18 protein-coding genes are annotated in these 20,579 nt (G+C 60.3%); 10 read left to right on the top strand and 8 right to left on the bottom strand.

Annotated elements, in window-relative coordinates:
• Positions 1–2,236 (bottom strand): retention module-containing protein (locus WA225_RS15230; RefSeq protein WP_422608529.1); only part of this gene is annotated, 2,236 nt, incomplete at its 3' end.
• Positions 2,237–2,768: 532 nt separating this feature from the next.
• On the opposite strand from WA225_RS15230, the gene WA225_RS15225 reads away from it, so the two are divergent.
• The 3 genes from WA225_RS15225 to WA225_RS15215 all read left to right on the top strand — a co-directional run bounded on the left by WA225_RS15225 (position 2,769) and on the right by WA225_RS15215 (position 7,813).
• Complete coding sequence (locus WA225_RS15225; RefSeq protein ID WP_422608528.1) at positions 2,769–4,127, top strand: TolC family outer membrane protein; 1,359 nt, start codon at positions 2,769–2,771, stop codon at positions 4,125–4,127.
• Between the two features lie 154 nt (positions 4,128–4,281).
• Positions 4,282–6,441, top strand: coding sequence for a type I secretion system permease/ATPase (locus tag WA225_RS15220; RefSeq protein ID WP_422608527.1), 2,160 nt, complete (start codon positions 4,282–4,284; stop codon positions 6,439–6,441).
• A 10-nt stretch (positions 6,442–6,451) separates the two neighbouring features.
• Positions 6,452–7,813, top strand: a complete 1,362-nt coding sequence (locus WA225_RS15215; protein ID WP_422608526.1) for an HlyD family type I secretion periplasmic adaptor subunit — start codon at positions 6,452–6,454, stop codon at positions 7,811–7,813.
• A gap of 144 nt (positions 7,814–7,957) precedes the next feature.
• Here the strand turns inward: WA225_RS15215 and WA225_RS15210 are convergent, their stop codons facing one another.
• Complete coding sequence (locus WA225_RS15210; RefSeq protein WP_422608525.1) at positions 7,958–8,554, bottom strand: tRNA-uridine aminocarboxypropyltransferase; 597 nt, start codon at positions 8,552–8,554, stop codon at positions 7,958–7,960.
• An 18-nt stretch (positions 8,555–8,572) separates the two neighbouring features.
• Complete coding sequence (locus tag WA225_RS15205; protein ID WP_007956593.1) at positions 8,573–9,466, bottom strand: LysR family transcriptional regulator; 894 nt, start codon at positions 9,464–9,466, stop codon at positions 8,573–8,575.
• 395 nt (positions 9,467–9,861) lie between these two features.
• On the opposite strand from WA225_RS15205, the gene speB reads away from it, so the two are divergent.
• The 6 genes from speB (at position 9,862) to WA225_RS15175 (ending at position 15,443) form a co-directional block, all read left to right on the top strand.
• Positions 9,862–10,812 (top strand): agmatinase, encoded by a 951-nt coding sequence (gene speB, locus WA225_RS15200; RefSeq protein ID WP_039761035.1) that lies wholly within the window; start codon positions 9,862–9,864, stop codon positions 10,810–10,812.
• A gap of 10 nt (positions 10,813–10,822) precedes the next feature.
• Positions 10,823–11,245 carry a YybH family protein gene (locus tag WA225_RS15195; protein WP_422608524.1) on the top strand — a complete coding sequence of 141 codons (423 nt, stop codon included), beginning with the start codon at positions 10,823–10,825 and terminating at the stop codon, positions 11,243–11,245.
• A gap of 55 nt (positions 11,246–11,300) precedes the next feature.
• A complete protein-coding gene (locus WA225_RS15190) occupies positions 11,301–12,803 on the top strand; it encodes a purine-cytosine permease family protein (protein ID WP_422608523.1) in 1,503 nt (500 codons plus the stop codon).
• 157 nt (positions 12,804–12,960) lie between these two features.
• On the top strand, positions 12,961–14,340 hold the full coding sequence (locus tag WA225_RS15185) for a sodium:solute symporter (protein WP_422608522.1): 1,380 nt from the start codon (positions 12,961–12,963) through the stop codon (positions 14,338–14,340).
• 86 nt (positions 14,341–14,426) lie between these two features.
• Complete coding sequence (locus tag WA225_RS15180) at positions 14,427–15,152, top strand: MBL fold metallo-hydrolase (protein ID WP_422608521.1); 726 nt, start codon at positions 14,427–14,429, stop codon at positions 15,150–15,152.
• 42 nt (positions 15,153–15,194) lie between these two features.
• Entirely contained in the window at positions 15,195–15,443 is a 249-nt protein-coding gene (locus tag WA225_RS15175) for a phosphopantetheine-containing protein (RefSeq protein WP_034153223.1), read from the top strand.
• Between the two features lie 105 nt (positions 15,444–15,548).
• On the opposite strand, the gene WA225_RS15170 is transcribed toward WA225_RS15175, so the two are convergent.
• Positions 15,549–15,677, bottom strand: a complete 129-nt coding sequence (locus WA225_RS15170; protein ID WP_007914492.1) for a PA1414 family protein — start codon at positions 15,675–15,677, stop codon at positions 15,549–15,551.
• Positions 15,678–15,819: 142 nt separating this feature from the next.
• Positions 15,820–16,713 carry a putrescine utilization regulator PtrR gene (gene ptrR / locus WA225_RS15165; protein WP_422608520.1) on the bottom strand — a complete coding sequence of 298 codons (894 nt, stop codon included), beginning with the start codon at positions 16,711–16,713 and terminating at the stop codon, positions 15,820–15,822.
• Between the two features lie 104 nt (positions 16,714–16,817).
• On the opposite strand from ptrR, the gene WA225_RS15160 reads away from it, so the two are divergent.
• A complete protein-coding gene (locus tag WA225_RS15160; RefSeq protein ID WP_422608519.1) occupies positions 16,818–17,999 on the top strand; it encodes an MFS transporter in 1,182 nt (393 codons plus the stop codon).
• Here the strand turns inward: WA225_RS15160 and WA225_RS15155 are convergent.
• The 3 genes from WA225_RS15155 to WA225_RS15145 all read right to left on the bottom strand — a co-directional run bounded on the left by WA225_RS15155 (position 17,944) and on the right by WA225_RS15145 (position 20,429).
• A complete protein-coding gene (locus WA225_RS15155; RefSeq protein WP_422608518.1) occupies positions 17,944–18,876 on the bottom strand; it encodes a DMT family transporter in 933 nt (310 codons plus the stop codon). The two genes, WA225_RS15160 and WA225_RS15155, sit on opposite strands and share 56 nt — an antisense overlap.
• Positions 18,877–19,144: 268 nt before the next feature.
• Positions 19,145–19,546 carry a DUF2177 family protein gene (locus tag WA225_RS15150; RefSeq protein ID WP_422608517.1) on the bottom strand — a complete coding sequence of 134 codons (402 nt, stop codon included), beginning with the start codon at positions 19,544–19,546 and terminating at the stop codon, positions 19,145–19,147.
• A gap of 46 nt (positions 19,547–19,592) precedes the next feature.
• A complete protein-coding gene (locus WA225_RS15145; RefSeq protein WP_129390679.1) occupies positions 19,593–20,429 on the bottom strand; it encodes a CvfB family protein in 837 nt (278 codons plus the stop codon).
• Positions 20,430–20,579 lie beyond the last annotated feature (150 nt).

Here is a 20,579-nt window from a genome sequence, read left to right as displayed (position 1 = left end):
ATTGCGGGAAACCGGCGGCCACGCCATTGGTGACCACGGCGATGCCACCCACCGTTAACGTCGTTACACCGTCCAGCGCGGTGATGGTGAACGTGCCGTTCTGGGTCAGTGCGCTGGAATCCGGTGCACTGCCGTCGCTGAGGTTTTTCTCGTAAACGGTGAGTTCGCCGCCATTCACATCGAGACCGCTGATGACCACCGGATCGTCGTTGTTGTGGATCTGCAGAACGAGGTTCGCGGTACTGGTATCACCGTCCGAGTCGGTGATGGTGTAGGCGAACGTCTCAGTGCCGTTGCCGCCACCGTGCAGGTTTTTAAAGTCGGCGTCGTTGGTGTTGAGCGTATAGGTGTAAGTGCCGTTGGCGTTCAGCACCAAGGTGCCGTAAGTCCCGGTGAACGTGCCCGGAGTGACTGGACCTGTCGGCACACGGTCGGCGCCCTGCACATCGTTGGTCAGGACGTTGCCGGTCAAAGTCAGCAAGGTTTCTGATGCGGTGCCCGTATTGGAGTCGTCCACGGCTTTGGGCAGATCATCGACGATGTTCACGTCCAGCGAGGCGTTGGCGGTGCTGCCGTTGTCATCGACCACGGTCACGGCGAACTGCTCATTGAGCGTATTCGCGCCGTTGGCGGATGGATGTGCTTCGTTGTCGACCAGGGTGTAGCTGTAGCTGACCACACCGGTTGTTGCGTTGAAACCGGTAATGGTCAGCGTGCTGCCCAACGGAGTGGTGACCGATTGCGGGAAGCCTGCCGCTACGCCGTTGGTGACGACGGCAATACCACCGACCGTTAACGTCGTTACACCGTCGAGCGCGGTGATGGTGAACGTGCCGTTCTGAGTCAGTGCAGTTGCATCAGGCTCACTGCCGGTACCGAGGTTTTTCTCGAAAACCGTCAGCTCGCCACCCTCAACGTTCAAACCATTGATGATCACCGGATCGTCATTGTTGTGGATCTGCAAAACCAGATTTGCCGTGCTGCTGTCGCCGTCAGAATCGGTGATCGTGTAGGTGAAGGTTTCCGTGCCGTTGCCACCACCATGCAGATTTTTGAAGTCGGCATCGTTGGTGTTCAGCGTGTAGGTGTAAGTGCCGTTGGCGTTCAGCACCAAGGTGCCGTAGGTGCCGGTAAACGTGCCCGCAGTCACCGGCCCGGTCGGCACCCGGTCGGCACCCTGCACGTCATTGGTCAGCACATTGCCGGTCAGCGTCAGCAGAGTTTCCGAGGCAGTCGACGTGTTGCTGTCATCCAGCGCTTTGGGCACGTCGTCGGTGATGTTGACGTCCAGCGTGCCGGTCGCGGTGTCGCCATTGCTGTCGCCGGCGATCACGGTGAACTGTTCACTGAGATTGTTCGCGCCGTCACCGGCCGCGTGGCTTTCGTTGCCGTTGAGGGTGTAGCTGTAAGTGACAACGCCAGTCGCCGGGTTGTAGCCGGTGATGGTCAGGGTGTTGCCCAACTGCGTGGTGATCGATTGCGGGAACCCGACCGCTACGCCGCCGTTGATCAGGTTGATGCCGCCGACATTCAGGCTGGTCAAACCGTCCGGTGCCGTGACAGTGAAGCTGCCACTTTGGGTCAGTGCGCCAGGGTTGGCGGCAGAGCCGTCCGGCAGATTGGCTTCGTTGAGGGTCAACTCGCCCCCCGGCACGGCCAGGCCAGCGAGGGTCACGATGTTGTTGACCGGTGGCGGCACGATGGGCGCCGGGGTGCCGTTGTCGACGACCGCGTTGTGGCGTTCTTCAGGAAACTCGGGAATCCCGCCAAACCCGGCAGTCGGGAAACCGATGATCGGGTCGACGCGTCCGCCGACTTCCGTCAGCAGGACAAAACTGTGACCACCGCCCAGTTCACCCGGCGCACCACCCGGTGCATTCGGGCCGGCGGCCGTGGCTTCAGCGGTTTTGCTCGGGTCGTCACCGGCAGCGATGGCTTTCTGGATTTGCTCGACATCGCTCAGTTGCGCTTCGCTCGGGGTCACCGCCTCGGGCGCATTCACATGCGCCGCCTGATCGGCCAGTAATTGGCCGGTCATGGTCAGGCTGCTGTCGCGGCCCAGGGTCAATTCCTGGCCGTTTTGCAGATGAACGGCGACGGCGCCTTCGGCCCCGGTGATCAGTTGATCGCCGGCAAACAGGCGATCCCCTTCAACCAGTGCGCGTTTAGTACCGTCAGTTGCCTGAGCGAAAACCTGGCCAATGACTTTAGTGACTGTGCCGATGAGCGTTGCCATGTGAAATCCTCCGCTGCCGACCACCGTCGGCACTGGTAAGCGAAGCAGCCCATGGCTCAATCGGGTTGTCGCAGGCGACGCTCGCACCTCCGACAGTTCGTTTCGCGGGTGGCCTCTAAAGGAAACTTCCGTGCTTTCAAGCACTTCCGAACCCTGTTCAAGGCAGCACGCCCACTAACGCTACGTAACGGTGGTGAATCACCCGAGTGACAAAAATCTGTCGCCCCGCAACCGCTACGCGTCCCTCCCCTTCAGCAGTACTTCGCCGTATGTCGCAAAGTGAGTGGAACTTTCCTCAAGCCTTTTTGAGCTCCCTAAAGCGCATAAAACAAAGGCTTTCGTGCTGAACAATGTGCCGGTTTTTACAAAGCGCATAAGTTTTTTTCGGCATAAGCCTTATGAAAAATTTTTCTTAGCTACGCTCTAGGATGTTCTTAGCTCTGTTGTTACAAGAGTGAAACGCTCAGGCCTATAAATATCGTCAAATATTTGGCGACAGTAACACACCATCAGGACTCAGGGAGATGCACCCATGCGCGTTCTAACCCCCCTCTGCAGCGCGGTTTTGCTGGCCATGGCTTGCACTTCTCAAGCCCAGGCCATGAACCTCACCGAGGCTATTCAAAGCACCATCGCCACCCACCCCGAACTGGCTTCGCGCGTGGACGCGCGCCTGTCGGCTGATGAACAAATCAAAGTCGCCAAGGGCGGCTTCTATCCGTCCGTCGATTTGAACGCCGCGTATGGCCGTGGCTACAGCGACAACACCAATACCCGGGCCTTCGGTAATCACCACACCGAAATCCTCAACTACACCCAGTCCGAGCTGCGCTTGCGGCAGATGCTGTTCGATGGTTTCAACACCGCCAACGAAGTCGAGCGCACCAAAGGCGTGTCCAATTCACGCGCTTACTACGCGCAAGGCACCGCTCAGGATCTGGCCCTGCGCACCATCGAGGTCTATCTCGAAGTGCTCAAGCGTCGCGAGCTGGTGACCCTGGCCCGCAACAACCTGCAGGCGCACTTGCGCGTCAATGACCAGATCGGCCTGCGCACCGAGCGCGGTGTCGGCAGCACCGCCGACTCGGATCAATCGGTCGCCCGTAAAGCGCTGGCGCAGAACAACCTCGACACCGCTGAAGTCGATCTGGCCGACGCCGAATCGAACTTCTACAGCGTGGTCGGGCGCATGCCCGATGAGCTGGAAACCCCGGCCTCGACCCGTGGCGAATTGCCGACCAGCCTGCCGGAAGCCCAGCAGAGCATGGTCGAAAACAACCCCTACTTGAAATCGGCACAGGCTGACGTGCAATCGGCCGAGAGCCAGTATGAAGTTGCCAAGTCGCCGTTCTATCCGCGCTTCGATGCTGAAGCCGCCGTCGGCGCGAACAACAACGTGCAAGGTGACGAGGGCCATGACAACGAATGGCGTGTCGGTGTGGTGATGAACTACAACCTGTTCCGTGGCGGCAGCGACAAGGCGCGCCTCGCCTCCGACGCGCACCAGATCAATCAGGCGATGGACATCCGCAACAACGCCCTGCGTCAGTTGAACGAGAACATTCACCTGGCATGGAACGCCATGATCAACGCGAAAAAACAGACCCCGACCGCCCGCGAATATGCCGAAACCACCAAACGCGTACGCGCCGCGTATCAGGATCAGTTCGGCCTTGGCCAACGGACCTTGCTCGACTTGCTCGACAGTGAAAACGAGCTCTACAACGCCAATCGTCGCTACACCGAAATCCGCTACACCGAGGAATATTCGATGTACCGCGTGCTGGCGAACATGGGCCAGTTGCTGAGCAAACAACGGGTGGTGCTGCCAGCCGATGCGATCGCTGCGACCGAAGTGAAAAACGAAGCGCGCCTGCCCGAACTGAAATAAGTCCCATGTTGATCGTTCCCACGCTCTGCGTGGGAACGCAGCCCGTGACGCTCCGCGTCACTGGACGCAGAGCGTCCCTAGAGGCATTCCCACGCAGAGCGTGGGAACGATCAAATGTGTGGATTCCCGTGCCCGTTCAACAGAGGCGATCAATATGACCAGCATGGAACCCGGCCACACCGGGGTCGATCCGCGGCTGAGCTTCGATGATCCGTTACTCGACGGTCTGTTGATCCTCTGCAAACTGCATGGCGCGACAGTCAGTCGCGCCAGCCTGAGCGCCGGGCTGCCGCTGAACAAACAACGCCTGAGTCTCGATTTACTGCCCCGCGCCGCCGCCCGGGCCGGGTTACAGGCGCGTATTTTACGCCGCGAGCTGAAAGACATCTCGCCGCTCAATCTGCCGCTTCTGTTGCTGCTCAACGACGGCCGCACCGCCGTGTTGCGACGTTTCGGCGACGACGGCAAAGCGCTGATCCTGCCCAGCGAAGCCGATGGCGGCGAGCAATGGATCAGCCGTGAAGAACTCAGCGAACACTACAGCGGCCAGGCCTTGTTCGCCCGCCCGCGCCACGAACTCGAAGACCTGCGCTCGCCGCTGGTGCCACGGGTGCACGCGTGGTTCCGTGACACCCTGAAACTGTCGAAATGGCTTTACAGCGACGCGATTCTCGCCAGTTTTCTGATCAACCTTTTAGGCCTGATGGTGCCGCTGTTCGTCATGCAGACCTACGACCGCGTGGTGCCGAATCAGGCCACCTCGACCCTTTGGGTGCTGGCGATCGGCTTGCTGATCGGCACCGGGTTCGAATTGGTCCTGCGGGTGGTGCGTGCGCACTTGCTCGACACCGCCGGCAAGAAAACCGACGTGATCCTTTCCGCCACATTGTTCGAACGGATCACCGGCATGTCGATGAAGGCACGGCCAGCGACCATCGGCGGTTTTGCGCAGAGCATTCATGACTTCCAGGGCCTGCGCGAATTTCTCACGGCGGTGACCCTGACCAGCCTGATCGACCTGCCCTTCGTGGTGCTGATGCTGGTGGTGATCGGTCTGCTCGGCGGCTGGCTGGTGGTGATTCCGCTGCTGGCATTTCCGATCACCATCATCTTCGCTCTGGCGATTCAGGTGCGTCTGCGTGACACCGTGCAAAAGAGCCTGAGCCTCGGTGCCGAACGTCAGGCGGTGCTGATCGAAACCCTCGGCGGTCTGGAAACCCTCAAGGCCTGCAGCGCCGAAAGCGAGCGCCAGCACAAATGGGAAAGCACCCACGGCGCCCTCACCCGCCTCGACAGCCACGCGCGCAATCTGTCGGCGCTGGCCACCAATGGCACGTTATTCATTCAACAATTCTCGGGAATGGCGACGATTGTCGCCGGGGTCTACAGCATCATCGCCGGCAACCTCAGCGTCGGTGCGCTGGTTGCCAGTTACATGCTCGGCAGCCGTGTACTCGCGCCGCTGGGGCAGATCGCCGGGTTGATCACCCGCTATCAGCAAGCGCAACTGACCATGAAAAGCACCGACGCGCTGATGGCCCTGCCGCAGGAACGCGACGGCAAACAGCGACCACTGGAACGCACGCAACTGCAAGGCGCGCTGGACGTCAGCGGCGTGACCTTCCACTACAACGGCCAGAACGCGCCGGCGCTGAGCAATGTCAGTTTCAGCCTGAAACCCGGTGAACGGGTCGGCATCATCGGTCGTAGCGGTTCAGGCAAAAGCACGTTGGCGCGATTGGTCATGGGTTTCTATGAACCCGAGGAAGGTCAACTGTTGCTCGACGGCCTCGACCTGCGCCAACTCGACGTCGCCGACCTGCGTCAGCAAATCGGTTACGTCGCCCACGATCTACCGCTGCTCGCCGGCAGCCTGCGCGACAACCTGACCCTCGGCGCGCGCTACATCAGCGATTCACGCATGCTCGAAGTCGCCGAACTGACCGGCGTCACCGAACTCGCCCGCCAGCATCCGCAGGGCTTTGACCGGCCAGTGGGCGAGCGCGGGCAATTGCTCTCCGGCGGCCAACGTCAGGCGGTGTTGCTGGCGCGTTCACTGTTGCTCGACCCGCCGATCATGCTGCTCGACGAACCCACCAGTGCCATGGACAACAGCAGTGAAGACTTGCTGCGGCAGAAGTTGCACGGCTGGGTGCAAGGCAAAACCTTGCTGCTGGTCACCCACCGCACTTCGATGCTGAGTCTGGTGGACCGGTTGCTGGTGCTGGACAACGGCCGGGTCGTCGCCGACGGTCCGAAAGAAGCGGTCATCGATGCACTGCGCAAGGGCCGTGTCGGCTCGGCGGCAGTCTAGGAGTTGCCCCATGTCTGCTTCCTCCGATAGCAAAGAACGCGGCTACTTCGACAGTTTTGGCAAAAGCGCCGAAGCCGAATTCATGCCGGAAACTGCCGGTGCTTCGTTGCAGGATTCACCGCGCTGGTCGCGAATCACCGTGTGGCTGGCGGCGGCGCTGCTGATCAGCGCGGTGGTCTGGGCCAAGTTCGCCGTGCTCGAAGAAGTCACCATGGGCGAAGGCAAGGCGATTCCGTCGAGCAAGGTCCAGGTGATCCAGAACCTTGAAGGCGGGATCGTCACCGAGATCTTCGTGCGTGAAGGCCAGATGGTGAATAAGGGCGACACCCTGCTGCGGCTGGATGACACGCGGTTTCTGTCGAACAAGGGTGAGAGCGAGGCCGACCGTTATGCGCTGACCGCGCAGGTCGAGCGGCTGTCGGCGGAGGCCGAGGGCCGGCCGTTCAAGCTGTCCGAAGAAGTGATCGCCAAGGCACCGCAAGTCGCCGAAGACGAACGTTCGCTGTACGACCAGCGCCAACGTCGGCTGGCCAGTGAACAGCGCACCCTCAGCGAACAATTGCGGCAGAAGACTCAGGAACTGGCGGAGTTTCGTTCCAAACAGGGCCAGTTCAGTTCCAGCCTGGCGCTGTTGCAGCAAGAGATGAACATGTCCGAACCGCTGGTAAAAACCGGCGCGGTGTCACCCGTGGAAATCCTGCGGCTGAAACGCAGTGCCGTGGAAATTCGTGGCTCGTTGAACGCCACGACCCTGGCGATTCCCCGCGCCGAATCAGCGATTGCCGAGATTCGCAGCAAGATCGACGAGTCCGAGCAAACCTTCCGTTCCGAGGCCGCCAAAGAGCTGAATGAGAAACGCACCGACCTGTCGAAAATCACGGCCTCCAGCATCGCCATCGACGACCGCGTCAGCCGTACGACCGTGACTTCGCCAGTGCATGGCGTGATCAAGCAATTGAAGGTCAACACCATCGGCGGCGTGGTCCAGCCGGGCAGCGACATGGTTGAAATCGTGCCGTTGGAAGACAACCTGCTGATCGAGGCCAAAGTGCGCCCGCAAGACGTCGCATTCCTGCATCCGGGCCAGAAAGCCATGGTCAAGTTCAGTGCCTATGACTACACGATTTACGGCGGGCTGAGCGCCAAGCTTGAGTTGATCGGTGCTGACACGATCACCGATGACAAGGGCAACAGCTTCTACCTGATTCAGGTACGCACCGATAAAAACCATTTGGGCGGGGATGTGAAACCGCTGCTGATCATCCCGGGGATGGTGGCGACGGTGGACATTATTACCGGGGAGAAAAGTGTGCTGGATTACCTGCTCAAACCGGTGCTGAAAGCGCGGACCGAGGCGATGCGCGAACGCTAGAGATATCCGGATTTTGTCCTGAATTGACTGGCCCCATCGCTGGCAAGCCAGCTCCCACAGTGTCCGTGTCGACCACAAAACCTGTGACCACCTCAGAACCTGTGGGAGCTGGCTTGCCAGCGATGGGGCCAGCAAGAACAGCGACTATTTGTCGGCATGATTACGCTGAAAGGTCTCCTCCCCCATCGCCGCAATCTGCCCCTCGATCAACGCCTCGAACGGCTTGAGCAACGGCTCGAATGAGGCCGGTGCCTCCAGCGTCTGCAACGCCTGCACAATCGCCTCAATGGTCGACAACGCCCCCGGCCCCGGCGCCTTGCGCAGCCGATAGCGCGACACGCCACCTTCGGCCAGCGTCACCCGTGGCAACGCCGCCAGCAACGGATTGAGGTGGAGCATCTTGCGCGCCTTGCGCCACGTGCCATCCGGCACCACCAGCAACAACGGTTCATCGGACTCACCGTAAGCCTGCATCGGCTGCGCATCATCGGCCGGAAACAACAACCGCGCCTGATACCCCGGCCGGTTCAACAGTGCCGCCAAATCCTCGAACACTTCGCCAACAATCAACTCGGCATTGCTCAACCCGAGTGCCGCCAACCGCGCGGTATTCAACGCATGATTAACCTCACTTGGATGCTGCAACAGCAACACCCGCGTGCGGCTGTCGAGGCTCGGGATCAGCGGGCACAGGCAATGGGTCTGGGGGCGCAGGCAGCGCGGGCATTGCGGTCTGGACATACTTCTTTTCCCTACAAGCTAAGCCTGATTGAGCTGTGCTTTGAGCAAATCACGGAAGGTCTGGATCAGCGGCTCACGACTGCGGCCGCGGCGCATGATCATCGAAAACGGCGCCTGATAACCAAACGTCGCCGGTAGCAGCACGCGCAAATCACCCTTGTCGGCCCAGGCCTGAGCGTAGTGTTCTGGCAAGTAACCGATGTAGGCGCCGGACAGCACCAGAATCAGCTGCGCCTCCATACTTTCCACGGTGGCGGCGCTGTGTTTGAAGCCGTGGCGAGCCAATTCGGCCTGGCTCCAGTAACCGCGCCCGACCATGCGCTGCTGGGTGATGACTTGCTCGGGAATCCGCCGTTCGTTGAACAACGGGTGACGACTGCTGCAATACAGCCAGTGTTGTTCGCGGTACAGCGGCATGTAGACCAGACCGCTCATCCGTGTGGAGAACGCGCCGATGGCCAGGTCGAGACGGTTGTCCTGCACGCCGAGTTGCAGTTCGTACGGACTCATCACCGACAGATGCAAATGCACCGCCGGGTGTTCCTGACTGTAGGCGCCGATGGCCTCGGCGAATGGCAGGGCCTTGTCGCTGACGGTGGAGTCGATCACCCCGAGGTTGAGCGTGCCACGCAGTTCGCCCTTGAGCGCGGCGGCGTATTGCTCGAAACCTTCGAGTTCGGCGAGCAGGCGCAGGGTTTCCTGATGGAACAGCTCGCCCTTGCTGGTCAGGCTGAAGCCGCCGCGCCCGCGATGGCACAACACCAGGCCGAGCGCGGCTTCGAGCTGGCTCATGTAGGTGCTGATCGCCGAGGTCGACAGGTTGAGTTCCTGTTGGGCGTTGGCGAAACCCTGGTGACGGACGACGCTGACGAAGATGCGCAACAGTTTCAGGTCGGGTAAAGCGTTGGCCATGTCTACTCCGGGCTTTGCAACTGTGTGTCTGTGGGAAAAGCCCCTCACCCCAGCCCTCTCCCGGAGGGAGAGGGAGCTGATCTCCATGGCTTTCACATCCTGAGTTCGACTCGATTTTTCAGGTCGATGCAGATTCCGCCAACAACACGGTCGGCCCCCTCTCCCTTCGAGAGAGGGCTGGGGTGAGGGCAGCAATGTTCAGCCAGGCAAGAATCCCGAGACCGCAAAGTCTAATCCCAGCCTCGCCATTAGTTTAGAAAAATCTGAACTAAGTTTTTGCCCGTAGCGATTCTTTCCCCTCACTACATTTCGCATCATCGGCCCCACAGCGGCGTCCGACCCCCTGCTCCACGGCGCGCCGACATAAATAAAACAAAGACGATGAGGCCTTACCCGTGGACAAGATTCTTCACCAACCACTGGGCGGCAACGAAATGCCGCGCTTCGGCGGCATCGCCACCATGCTCCGACTCCCCCATGTACCGACCGCTGCCGGCCTGGACGCTGCCTTCGTTGGCGTGCCACTGGACATCGGTACTTCGCTACGCCCCGGCACCCGCTTCGGGCCACGCGACATCCGCACCGAATCGGTGATGATCCGCCCGTACAACATGGCCACTGGCGCGGCGCCGTTCGACTCGCTGTCGGTCGCCGACATCGGTGACGTGGCGATCAACACCTTCAACCTGCTCGACGCCGTGCGCATCATCGAAGAAGCCTACGACAACATCCTCGAGCACAACGTGATCCCGATGACCCTGGGTGGCGACCACACCATCACCCTGCCGATCCTGCGTGCGATTCATAAGAAGCACGGCAAGGTCGGTCTGGTGCACATCGATGCCCACGCTGACGTCAACGATCACATGTTCGGCGAGAAAATCGCCCACGGAACGACCTTCCGTCGTGCCGTCGAAGAAGGCCTTCTGGACTGCGACCGCGTGGTGCAAATTGGTTTGCGTGCGCAGGGTTACACCGCTGATGACTTCAACTGGAGCCGCGATCAGGGCTTCCGCGTCGTACAAGCCGAAGAGTGCTGGCACAAGTCGCTGGCACCATTGATGGCCGAAGTGCGCGAGAAAGTCGGCGGCGGTCCGGTGTATCTGAGCTTCGACATCGACGGCATCGACCCGGCCTGGGCACCGGGCACCGGCACCCCGGAAATCGGTGGTCTGACGACCATTCAGGCGATTGAAATCATCCGCGGCTGCCAAGGCCTCGACCTGATCGGTTGCGATCTGGTAGAAGTCTCGCCCGCTTATGACACCACCGGCAACACCTCGCTGCTGGCCGCCAACCTGCTGTACGAAATGCTCTGCGTACTGCCTGGCGTGGTCCATCGCTGAGGATCGGGTCATGAACGAACGTGATCAGGTTTTGCAAGCGGCCGCCGAACTGGTGGCTGCCTTTGCCCGTAACGATCGCGAAGCTTATTTCGGCGCGTTCAGCGCCGATGCGAGTTTCGTCTTCTACACCCTCGAACAGCCGCTGCTGTCGCGCGATGCCTATCAGGCCTTGTGGGACAGCTGGCGCGCCGAGGATGGCTTCGAGGTGCTTGCGTGCACGTCGAGCAACGCTTTCGTCAGCCTGCAAGGTGACATGGCGATTTTCATCCATGACGTGGCCACCGAGCTGCGCATGCAAGGGGAGCAACACTTCAGCCAGGAGCGCGAGACGATTGTTTTCAAGAAACAAGCGTCGAGCCTAGAACAACAAGGCCATTGGCTGGCCTGCCACGAACATTTGTCCGCAATGCCGGAAGGGCTGCCATCCCCTTAGCCAAGACAGGTGACGCTCACGCACGATGAGCGCGCCTTTATGATCGGAGCAGATCATGAATAACAACAACAACGACCAAAGCCTTACGCAGATTGAAACCCACGGGGTCGAACAGATCCCGGACCACGAACGCAGCGCAGGCCCGACGGACTTGTTCCGGATGATCTTCGGTGGTTCGAATACCTTTGCCACCGCCGTGCTCGGCAGTTTCCCGGTGCTGTTCGGTCTGTCTTTTCAGGCCGGCGTCTGGGCAATTGTCTCGGGCGTGCTGCTGGGCTCGCTGATCCTCGCACCGATGGGCCTGTTCGGCCCGCTCAACGGCACCAACAATGCCGTGTCGTCGGGTGCGCATTTCGGCGTGCACGGGCGCATCGTCGGTTCGTTCCTGTCGCTGTTGACCGCTATCGCGTTTTTCTCGCTCTCGGTGTGGAGTTCGGGGGATGCGCTGATCGGTGGTGCGAAACGCCTGATCGGTCTGCCGGAAACCGACCTGACTTTGGGCCTGGCCTACGGTCTGTTCGCGATCCTGGTGCTGACCGTGTGCATCTACGGCTTCCGCTTTTTGCTGTGGGTGAACAAGATCGCGGTGTGGAGCGCCAGCCTGTTGTTCCTGCTGGGCATCTTCGCCTTCGCCGGTCCCTTCGATGTGAACTACGCCGGTACGGTGAACCTCGGTCAGCCGGGCTTTTGGGCGGCGTTCATCGGCGCCGCGCTGGTGGCGATGAGCAACCCGATTTCCTTCGGCGCGTTCCTCGGTGACTGGTCGCGCTACATCCCGCGTGAAACCTCCAAGCAACGCATCATGGCGGCGGTGGTGCTGTCGCAGATCGCCACGTTCATCCCGTTCCTGTTCGGCCTGACCACCGCGACCATCGTCGCGATCAAGGCGCCGGACTACATCGCGGCGAACAACTATGTCGGCGGTTTGCTGGCGGTGTCGCCGAGCTGGTTCTTCCTGCCGGTGTGCCTGATTGCGGTGATCGGCGGTATGTCCACCGGCACCACTTCGCTGTATGGCACCGGGCTGGACATGTCCAGCGTGTTCCCGCGCGTGCTTTCGCGCGTGAAAGCGACGCTGCTGATTGGCGTGCTGTCGATTGCCTTCATCTTCATCGGCCGTTTTGCGGCGAACCTGGTGCAGAGCGTGTCGACCTTCGCCGTGCTGATCATCACCTGCACCACCCCGTGGATGGTGATCATGATCATCGGCCTGTTGGTGCGTCGCGGCTTCTACTGCCCGGATGACCTGCAAGTGTTCACGCGCGGCGAACAGGGCGGACGCTACTGGTTCAGCCACGGCTGGAACTGGCGCGGTCTGGGTGCATGGATCCCGAGCGCGGCGGTGGGCTTGTGCTTCGTCAATTTGCCGGGGCAGTTCGTTGGCCCGCTGGGTGAAATGGCCGGCGGCATCGACATCAGTTTGCCGGTGACCCTGGGCCTGGCCTCGGTGGTGTACCTGACGCTGCTGAGCCTGTTCCCGGAACCGCGCGAAGTGTTCGGCCCGACGGATGCGCGCAGCCAAGTCATAGAAAAACCTCAACTGCGCCAGGCCGCCTGATTAAACACAAAACCCTGTGGGAGCGAGCTTGCTCGCGAAGGCGGCGGCACATTCAAAGGTGATGTGACTGACAGATCGCTTTCGCGAGCAAGCTCGCTCCCACAGTGAGATTCGAATTCAGCCTCACCATAAAAAAGACAATCGGAGACACGCCATCATGGCTTTGGATTTATTCGTCGTCCTCATCTACGCCGCCGGCATGCTCTTGCTCGGCTACTTCGGCATGCGCAAGGCCAAGACCAACGAGGACTTTCTCGTCGCTGGTCGTAACCTGGGCCCAAGCCTGTACATGGGCACCATGGCCGCGACCGTACTCGGTGGCGCGTCCACCGTCGGCACTGTAAGGCTGGGCTATGTGCATGGCATTTCCGGTTTCTGGCTGTGCGCGGCACTGGGTTGCGGCATCGTCGCGCTGAACCTGTTCCTCGCCAAACCGCTGCTGAAACTGAAGATCTACACCGTTACCCAGGTCCTGGAAAAACGCTACAACCCGATGGCCCGCTCGGCGAGCGCGGCAATCATGCTGGCCTACGCACTGATGATCGGCGTGACCTCGATCCTCGCCATCGGCACCGTGCTGCAAGTGCTGTTTGACCTGCCATTCTGGGCTTCGGTACTCGTCGGTGGTGGCGTCGTGGTGATCTACTCGGCGATCGGCGGCATGTGGTCGCTGACCCTGACCGACATCGTCCAGTTCATCATCAAGACCGTGGGCCTGATGTTCATTCTGTTGCCGATCTGCCTGTACCGCGTTGGCGGTTGGGACGAACTGGTGCTGAAACTGCCGGCGACCGCCTTCAGCTTCACCACCATCGGCTGGGACACGATCATCACCTACTTCATGATCTACTTCTTCGGCATCCTGATCGGTCAGGACATCTGGCAACGGGTGTTCACCGTCAAAACCGCGAAAGTCGCGCAATACGCCGGCAGCATCGCCGGCATCTACTGCATCGTCTACGGCCTGGCCTGCGCGCTGATCGGCATGGCTGCGCACGTGCTGATCCCGGATCTGGACAACGTCAACAACGCCTTCGCCGCCATCGTCAAACTGTCGCTGCCGGACGGCATCCGTGGCCTGGTGATCGCTGCGGCACTCGCGGCGATGATGTCCACCGCCAGCGCCGGTCTCCTCGCCGCTGCCACCACACTGACTGAAGATCTGCTGCCGAAACTGCGTGGCGGCAAACAGTCGAGCCTGGGTATCAACCGTCTGTTCACTCTGCTCACTGGTATTGTCGTGCTGGGTATCGCGCTGGTGGTCAACGATGTGATCAGCGCCCTGACTCTTGCTTACAACCTGTTGGTGGGCGGCATGCTGATCCCGCTGATGGGTGCGATCTTCTGGAAACGCGCGACCACCGCCGGCGCCATCGCCAGCATGGGCCTGGGTTTCGCCACGGCGCTGCTGTTCATGTTCAAGGACGGTCTGGATGCCAATACGCCGATCTACTACAGCCTGGCGGTGGGTCTGGTGAGTTTTGTCGTGGTCAGCCTCGCCTCGCGCCGTCCTGTCTCGGTGGCCCGCGCGATCTAAGCTGAAACATAACGACTTGATGCTTTCTTCGACGAGTGTGGCGTCGGTTGCCACACTCGTTTTTTTACGCTTGGAGAAAAGTACCGATGAAGATCGTTTCTCGTGATCAATGGTTCGAAGTACAGAGTTTGAGTGACGGCATTAAGCTGATTCATGAACCGTTTATTCGGCCGTTTTACCGCTGCAACCTGTGGCACGTTCAGGGCCGCGACAAAGATTTGCTGCTGGACAGCGGTTCAGGTCTGGTGAGCTTGCGTGAGCAGTTGCCGTGGATTACCGAGCGGCCACTGGTGGCGGTGGCCAGTCACTGCCATTTCGACCATATCGCCGGCCATCATGAATTTGCTGAACGGCTGGTGCATCCGGCCGAGGCTGACATTCTGGCCGCGCCGGATGGCGAAAATGATTTGAGCCGCGCCTTCGTCGGCGACGATATGTTTGAAGCGCACCCGGATTGCCCGTTGTGCTATGCCGAATACCGCGTCAAAGCCGCGCCGGCCACCGGTTTTGTCGAGGACGGCGATGTGCTCGATCTGGGCAATCGCGCGCTGCAGGTGCTGCACACGCCGGGGCATTCGCCGGGCGGCATCAGCCTGTATGAAGCGGCGACCGAAACCCTGTTCAGCGGCGACATCATTTACGACGGGCCGTTGATCGAAGACGCCTACCACTCCAATCTGCAGGATTACGCCGCCAGTCTGCGGCGTTTGCAGGCGTTGCCGATCCGCACGGTGCATGGCGGCCACTTCGGCAGTTTTTCCGGGGCGCATTTGCGCTCGATGATTGACGAATGGTTGCGCGGGCACGCTTGAGGCCTGCTTCACTCAAGCAGAACAACGATTAGAACGACTGCCATGAGAAGAGCTGCCGTACGTGCCGCCGTGCACCGGTATATCCGGCGTCTGCTGGAAACCCGCGAATTCAACGACAACACCAGCCTGGTGCAACTGGGTCTGGAGAAAGCCGATATCGAAGATCTGATCTTTCATCTGGAAGATGAATTCGGACTGACGGCGTTCACCGCAGAAGAAGACCGCATGCTCAAGACCGCGAAGACGGCGAATGACTTGAGCCGGTTCTTGCTGGAGATCGGGCGGCACTGAAAACAAAAGATCGCAGCCTCCGGCAGCGCCTGCACGGATTAATGCAAGCGCTGCCGAAGGCTGCGATCTGTTGATCTTGAATCCAGTGATCTCGGATCGGGGGCGTTACCGGCGCCGTTGTTGACGGCGGCGCTGCTCGTCATCGGTGCGGATCGGCACAGGTTGCAGAGGCGGTTCGATCAAGCCGAGAGCAACACCCAAATCGTGCAGCCAGTTTTGAATTTTCTCTTTCATCGTCATGCCCCCTTCAGGGTGGTGCTGAGCGGCCGGAATTCTGAGGCCGCTTCGCACTGATAATAGTCCGAAGTCCTACGCAATGCTCGGCCAAATCCGCAATGATCTGTTACTGAATTGAACAGAATTCGCCGCCATTGGTTCAGGCCGTTTCGCGGCTTTCGATCTGAGCCGCAGGATAGACAGCCTGCTGCACCTCAATCCAGGCATTGAGGTTGGCGCCGAGCATGCCCTTGCGCCACATGAGCCATGTTGTCGCACCCACGAATGGCTCGGCCAATGGGTGCGCGGCGACGCTCTCGCGCCCCGGCAAACTGGCCAGCATCGATTCCGACATCAGGGCTACGCCACTGCCGGCAATCACGCAGGCGAGCATGCCCTGATAGGACTCGATCTCCATCGCCCGCCCCATCGTCGCGTGGTAATGCGAAAACCACGCTTCCAGACGCATGCGGTAGGAACAACCCCGGCGAAAGGTGAACACCGAACGCCCTTCGACGTCTCCGGCGCCACGCACCGGCGGATGATCCCTTTCAGTGATCAACACCAGCCGTTCCTCGCACAACGGCACGCCGTCGAGCCCGGCCAGTTCCAGTGGGCCATCGACCAATGCGGCATCCAGACGTCCGGTGAGCAACCCCTCCAGCAACTCCCCGCTCGGCGCCGACTGCACTTGCAGATTCACCGCCGGATACTGCTTGTGATATTGCGCCAACAGCGCCGGCAAATGGATCGCCGCCGTGCTGTACATGGTGCCCAGAACAAAGTCGCCGGCCGGCTTGCCACCCATCACCGCCGCATTGGCTTGATCGCGCAGGGCGAAGAGTTTGCCGGTGTAGTCCAGCAAGACTTTTCCCGCAGGCGACAGTTGTAAACGCTGACGCTCTCGGACGAAAAGTTCTACACCCAGTTGCTCCTCCAGTTGTTTGAGCCGGGTCGACAGGTTCGACGGCACTCGGTGCAGGCGTTCGGCGGCACGGGTGATCGAACCTTCCTCGGCCACCGCCTGAAAGATCCGTAGCTGACTGAACTCCACAACCTTTCTCCATAACAGAACAAGTTACTCACTATTATTCAATTTTAAAGAAAGTCAATCAGTCCTAGCCTGACGGTCATTGATCCTTCCAAGGAATCCCGAGCATGTCGCCACTGATTCGCTTATCCGCCTGCTTCGTTGCCCTGATGATGGCCATGGGCATCGGGCGTTTCGCCCTCACGCCACAAATGCCGCACCTGCTCAGCGAAGGACAGATCGACCTGACAGCCGCCGGTCTGATTGCGGCGGCCAACTACTTCGGCTACCTGCTAGGCGCGGTGGATGCGATGTTCGCGCATCGCCCGCAGCAGGTTCAGCGGCGCCTGCACGGCGGCTTGTGGTTGTGCGTACTACTGACGTTGGCATCGTTCTGGGCCAATGGGTTTTGGTCGCATCTGTTGCTGCGCTTCGGCACGGGCGTGGCGAGCGCCTGGGTGCTGGTGATGATCACGTCGTTGAGTCAGCCGCTGGCAGCGGCAGCAGGTCGCCCGCGCTTGGGCGCTCTGGTATTTGCCGGGCCGGGGCTGGGGATTTTTCTGACGGGGCTGTTGGCGCTGGTCTCACATCTGCTGCAGCAGACGTCCGCGACGTTGTGGCTGATTTATGCCGCGGTTGCACTGGTGATGATGTTGGGCGTGTGGCGACTGCTGCCGCAGCCCGTCGCGGCGAAAACGGTAGCTGTGGCGGCCGCCTGTTCATCGAATCGCGGCATTGGCCGCTTGGCGGTGATTTACGCCCTGTTCGGCATCGGCTACATCATCCCGGCGACTTTTCTCTCGCAAATGGCCAACGCACAGTTTCACGGGCAATGGCAGGCCGATCTGTTCTGGCCTTGCTTCGGTCTGGGCGCAGCGATTGGCGTGTTGCTGGTGAGCCTGCGCCGCCACGATCCGCAGACCACAAGGCATTGGTTGATGGCGACACTGTGGCTGCAAGCGGCCGGCGTGTTTGCCTGCTTGTTGGGCAGTGGCCTCGGCCTGGCGCTGGGCGTACTTCTCTGCGGCACACCGTTCCTGGCCTGCATGCAACTGGTGATGCAGCGCTCGCGGGAGTTGGCCCCACACGCCACCCAGCGCAACGCCGGAATGCTCACCGCCTGCTTCGCCGTCGGCCAACTCTGCGGCCCGTTGCTGGCCGCGCTCAGCAGCCATTTCAGCGGCGGTTTGCAGCCGGCGCTGGTGATCGCCGGCAGCGGTTTGCTGATTGCCGGCGGTCTGGCGATGCACTCGCCTAGCGCTGGCCGAGCGCTTTGCGCAAACGCCGACGCAGCCACTGCTCGGCGCTGACAAAGGTGATGCCGAGCAACACCAGCACGGCGCCGAGGATGAAGTTCAGGCTCAACTGTTCGCCGAGCAAAATCACCCCGAAGGTCACGCCAAACAGCGGTGTCATGAACGAGAACACCGCGAGGTTGGCCGCCAGATAACGGCGCAACAGCCAGAACCAGATCAGATAGCTGAAGAACGACACCACCAGGCCCTGGAACAACACGCTGGCCACCGCCACGGGGGTCAGGCTGACGTGGCTGATCTGGCCGCTGAACAGCGCGATCAGCAGCAGGCCGAGAAAACCGACGATCAACTGATAGAACAGGGTCAGTGTTACCGGTGCTTCCGACAATCGTGAGGCGCGCACCACCACCGTGGTCGCGCCCCAACAGGCGCCAGCCAACACGCCAAAGGCATCGCCGAGCAGCATGCGTCGGTCGAGGTTGTCCCACGACACACCGCCGGCGAAGGCAATCGCGATGCCAATGAACGCGAGCAGAATGCCCAGCCATTGCAACGGCCGCAGCCGCTCGCTGGCCAGCAGAAAATGCACGCCCAGTGCGGTAAAAATCGGCGCGGTGTAGAGGAACACCGACATGTGCGCGGCAGTGGTCAGTTGCAGACCTTCGGCGATGAAAAAGAACTCCAGACCGAACAGCGCACCGGCCAGCAAACCACCGCGCCAGGTGTTGCCAACCTGAGCCCAGCCGCCCTTCCAGCAGATCAGCAAACCGACCAGCAACGCCGAAATCCCCGAGCGCGCCGCCGCTTGCATCACCGGTGCAATGTCCGGCGCCGCCCATTTGATCATCACTTGCTGCACGCCCCAGATCAGGCAGAGGCCAATCATCACTTGCAGGGCAAAACTGTCGGCATTGCGCCGCTCGACACTCACCGCAACACCTCGAACACACACAACATGGCAGGCCATCCAATGGTCAGAAATCAGTGGCGAGGATTATCAATGACTCGGGCGGAAAAAGCCGTCTGGAAAAGACATTTTGTGCTTCAGCGGCGTCAGCGGTGAGTGGCCTTCGGCTGCGCCGCCATTCGCTGGCAAGCCAGCTCCCACAGTGACCGGGTCGTCCGCTGTTCCACTGTTCGACACAAAACCCTGTGGGAGCCTGGCTTGCCAGCGATGGCGTCAGTTCAATCAACCCGGCTCAAGGATCTGAATTCAGTCGTTTAGCCAGCAAAAATCCGACGCTACAAGCCACAGCCGTGGCAAACGCCCCCCAAGCCCAATCCATCAACGTCACCTGCACCGACCACCCTCGCAACGTCGCCCAATTGGTCAGGTCATACGTGCCATACGCCACCAGCCCCAACAACGCGCCCATCTTCGCCGCGCGCTGCCAGGTCACTGCCGGCATCACCACAAACACCACACAACCAAAAACATACAGGCAATAAAAAACCGCTGCCGGAACCAGCAGCGGTTTTTCGAGCATCAGCGAACCGAGCAGTTCGCGATAGGTCGGCGCCATCAACAGGCCGAGCCAGAGGCCGTCGAGCAGCAGAAACGTCAGCAGCGTTGCAACATAGGCAATCAGCGTTTTTTTCATCGACCTAACCTCGTGTGTGCCCCATGCAACATGGGCCACCCAAGGCTCAGGTTAGTTCAATGCGATCAGCATGAATAACGATCTTGCCTTCCTTGTACAGCGCACCGATGGCCTTCTTGAAGTTGCCTTTACTGACGCCAAACAGGCTGCTGATCAATGCCGGATCACTCTTGTCACTGACCGGCAGTGTGCCGCTGTTGTCGCGCAACTTGGCGAGGATCTTCGAGTTCAGGCTGCTTGCCGCTTCCTGGCCAACCGGTTGCAGGCTCAAGGCAATCTTGCCGTCGGCACGTACTTCCTTGATGTAACCCTTTTCGCTCATGCCGGCACGCATGAACTTGAAGATTTCATTCTTGTGGATCAACCCCCAGTGCTTGTTGTTGATGATCGCCTTGAAGCCCATCTCGGTGGCTTCGGCAACCAGCAGATCAACTTCCTGGCCCTGGCTGTAGTTGGCCGGGGTCTTGTCGAGGTAGCGATCCAGACGCGCAGTGGCGGTGATGCGGCGGGTGTGCTTGTCGAGGTAGACATGCACCACGCAGTATTCGCCGGCGGTCATCTGGCGCTTTTCTTCGGAGTACGGCAGCAACAGATCCTTCGGCAGCCCCCAATCGAGGAACACACCGATGCTGTTGACTTCAACGACTTTCAGACTGGCAAACTCGCCGACCTGAACTTTTGGTTTTTCCGTGGTAGCGAGAAGTTTGTCTTCGCTGTCCAGATAAACAAAAACGTTGAGCCAATCTTCATCTTCGCTGGGAATATCTTTCGGAATATAACGATTGGGCAAAAGAATCTCGCCGTCAGCACCGCCGTCCAGATATAAACCGAAGTTAGTGTGTTTAACCACTTGCAAACTGTTGTAACGCCCGACTAAAGCCATTTCCAGAACCCTCATTGCGTGGGCGGCATTCTACCCGTTTTTGTGCTGGCCGTCGGGCGGCAGATCCGCGCGTGCGGGAAAATCTGCGCGCAGCCTTGATTTACCTTGTTCGCAGGCTCACAAGCTGCCGCTCGTCAGTCCGGCATCGCC

It is taken from the genome of Pseudomonas sp. (assembly GCF_049300855.1).
GTDB lineage: Bacteria > Pseudomonadota > Gammaproteobacteria > Pseudomonadales > Pseudomonadaceae > Aquipseudomonas.
Note: the sequence above shows the minus strand (reverse complement) of the source record. Positions and strands in the feature narration are given on the sequence as shown.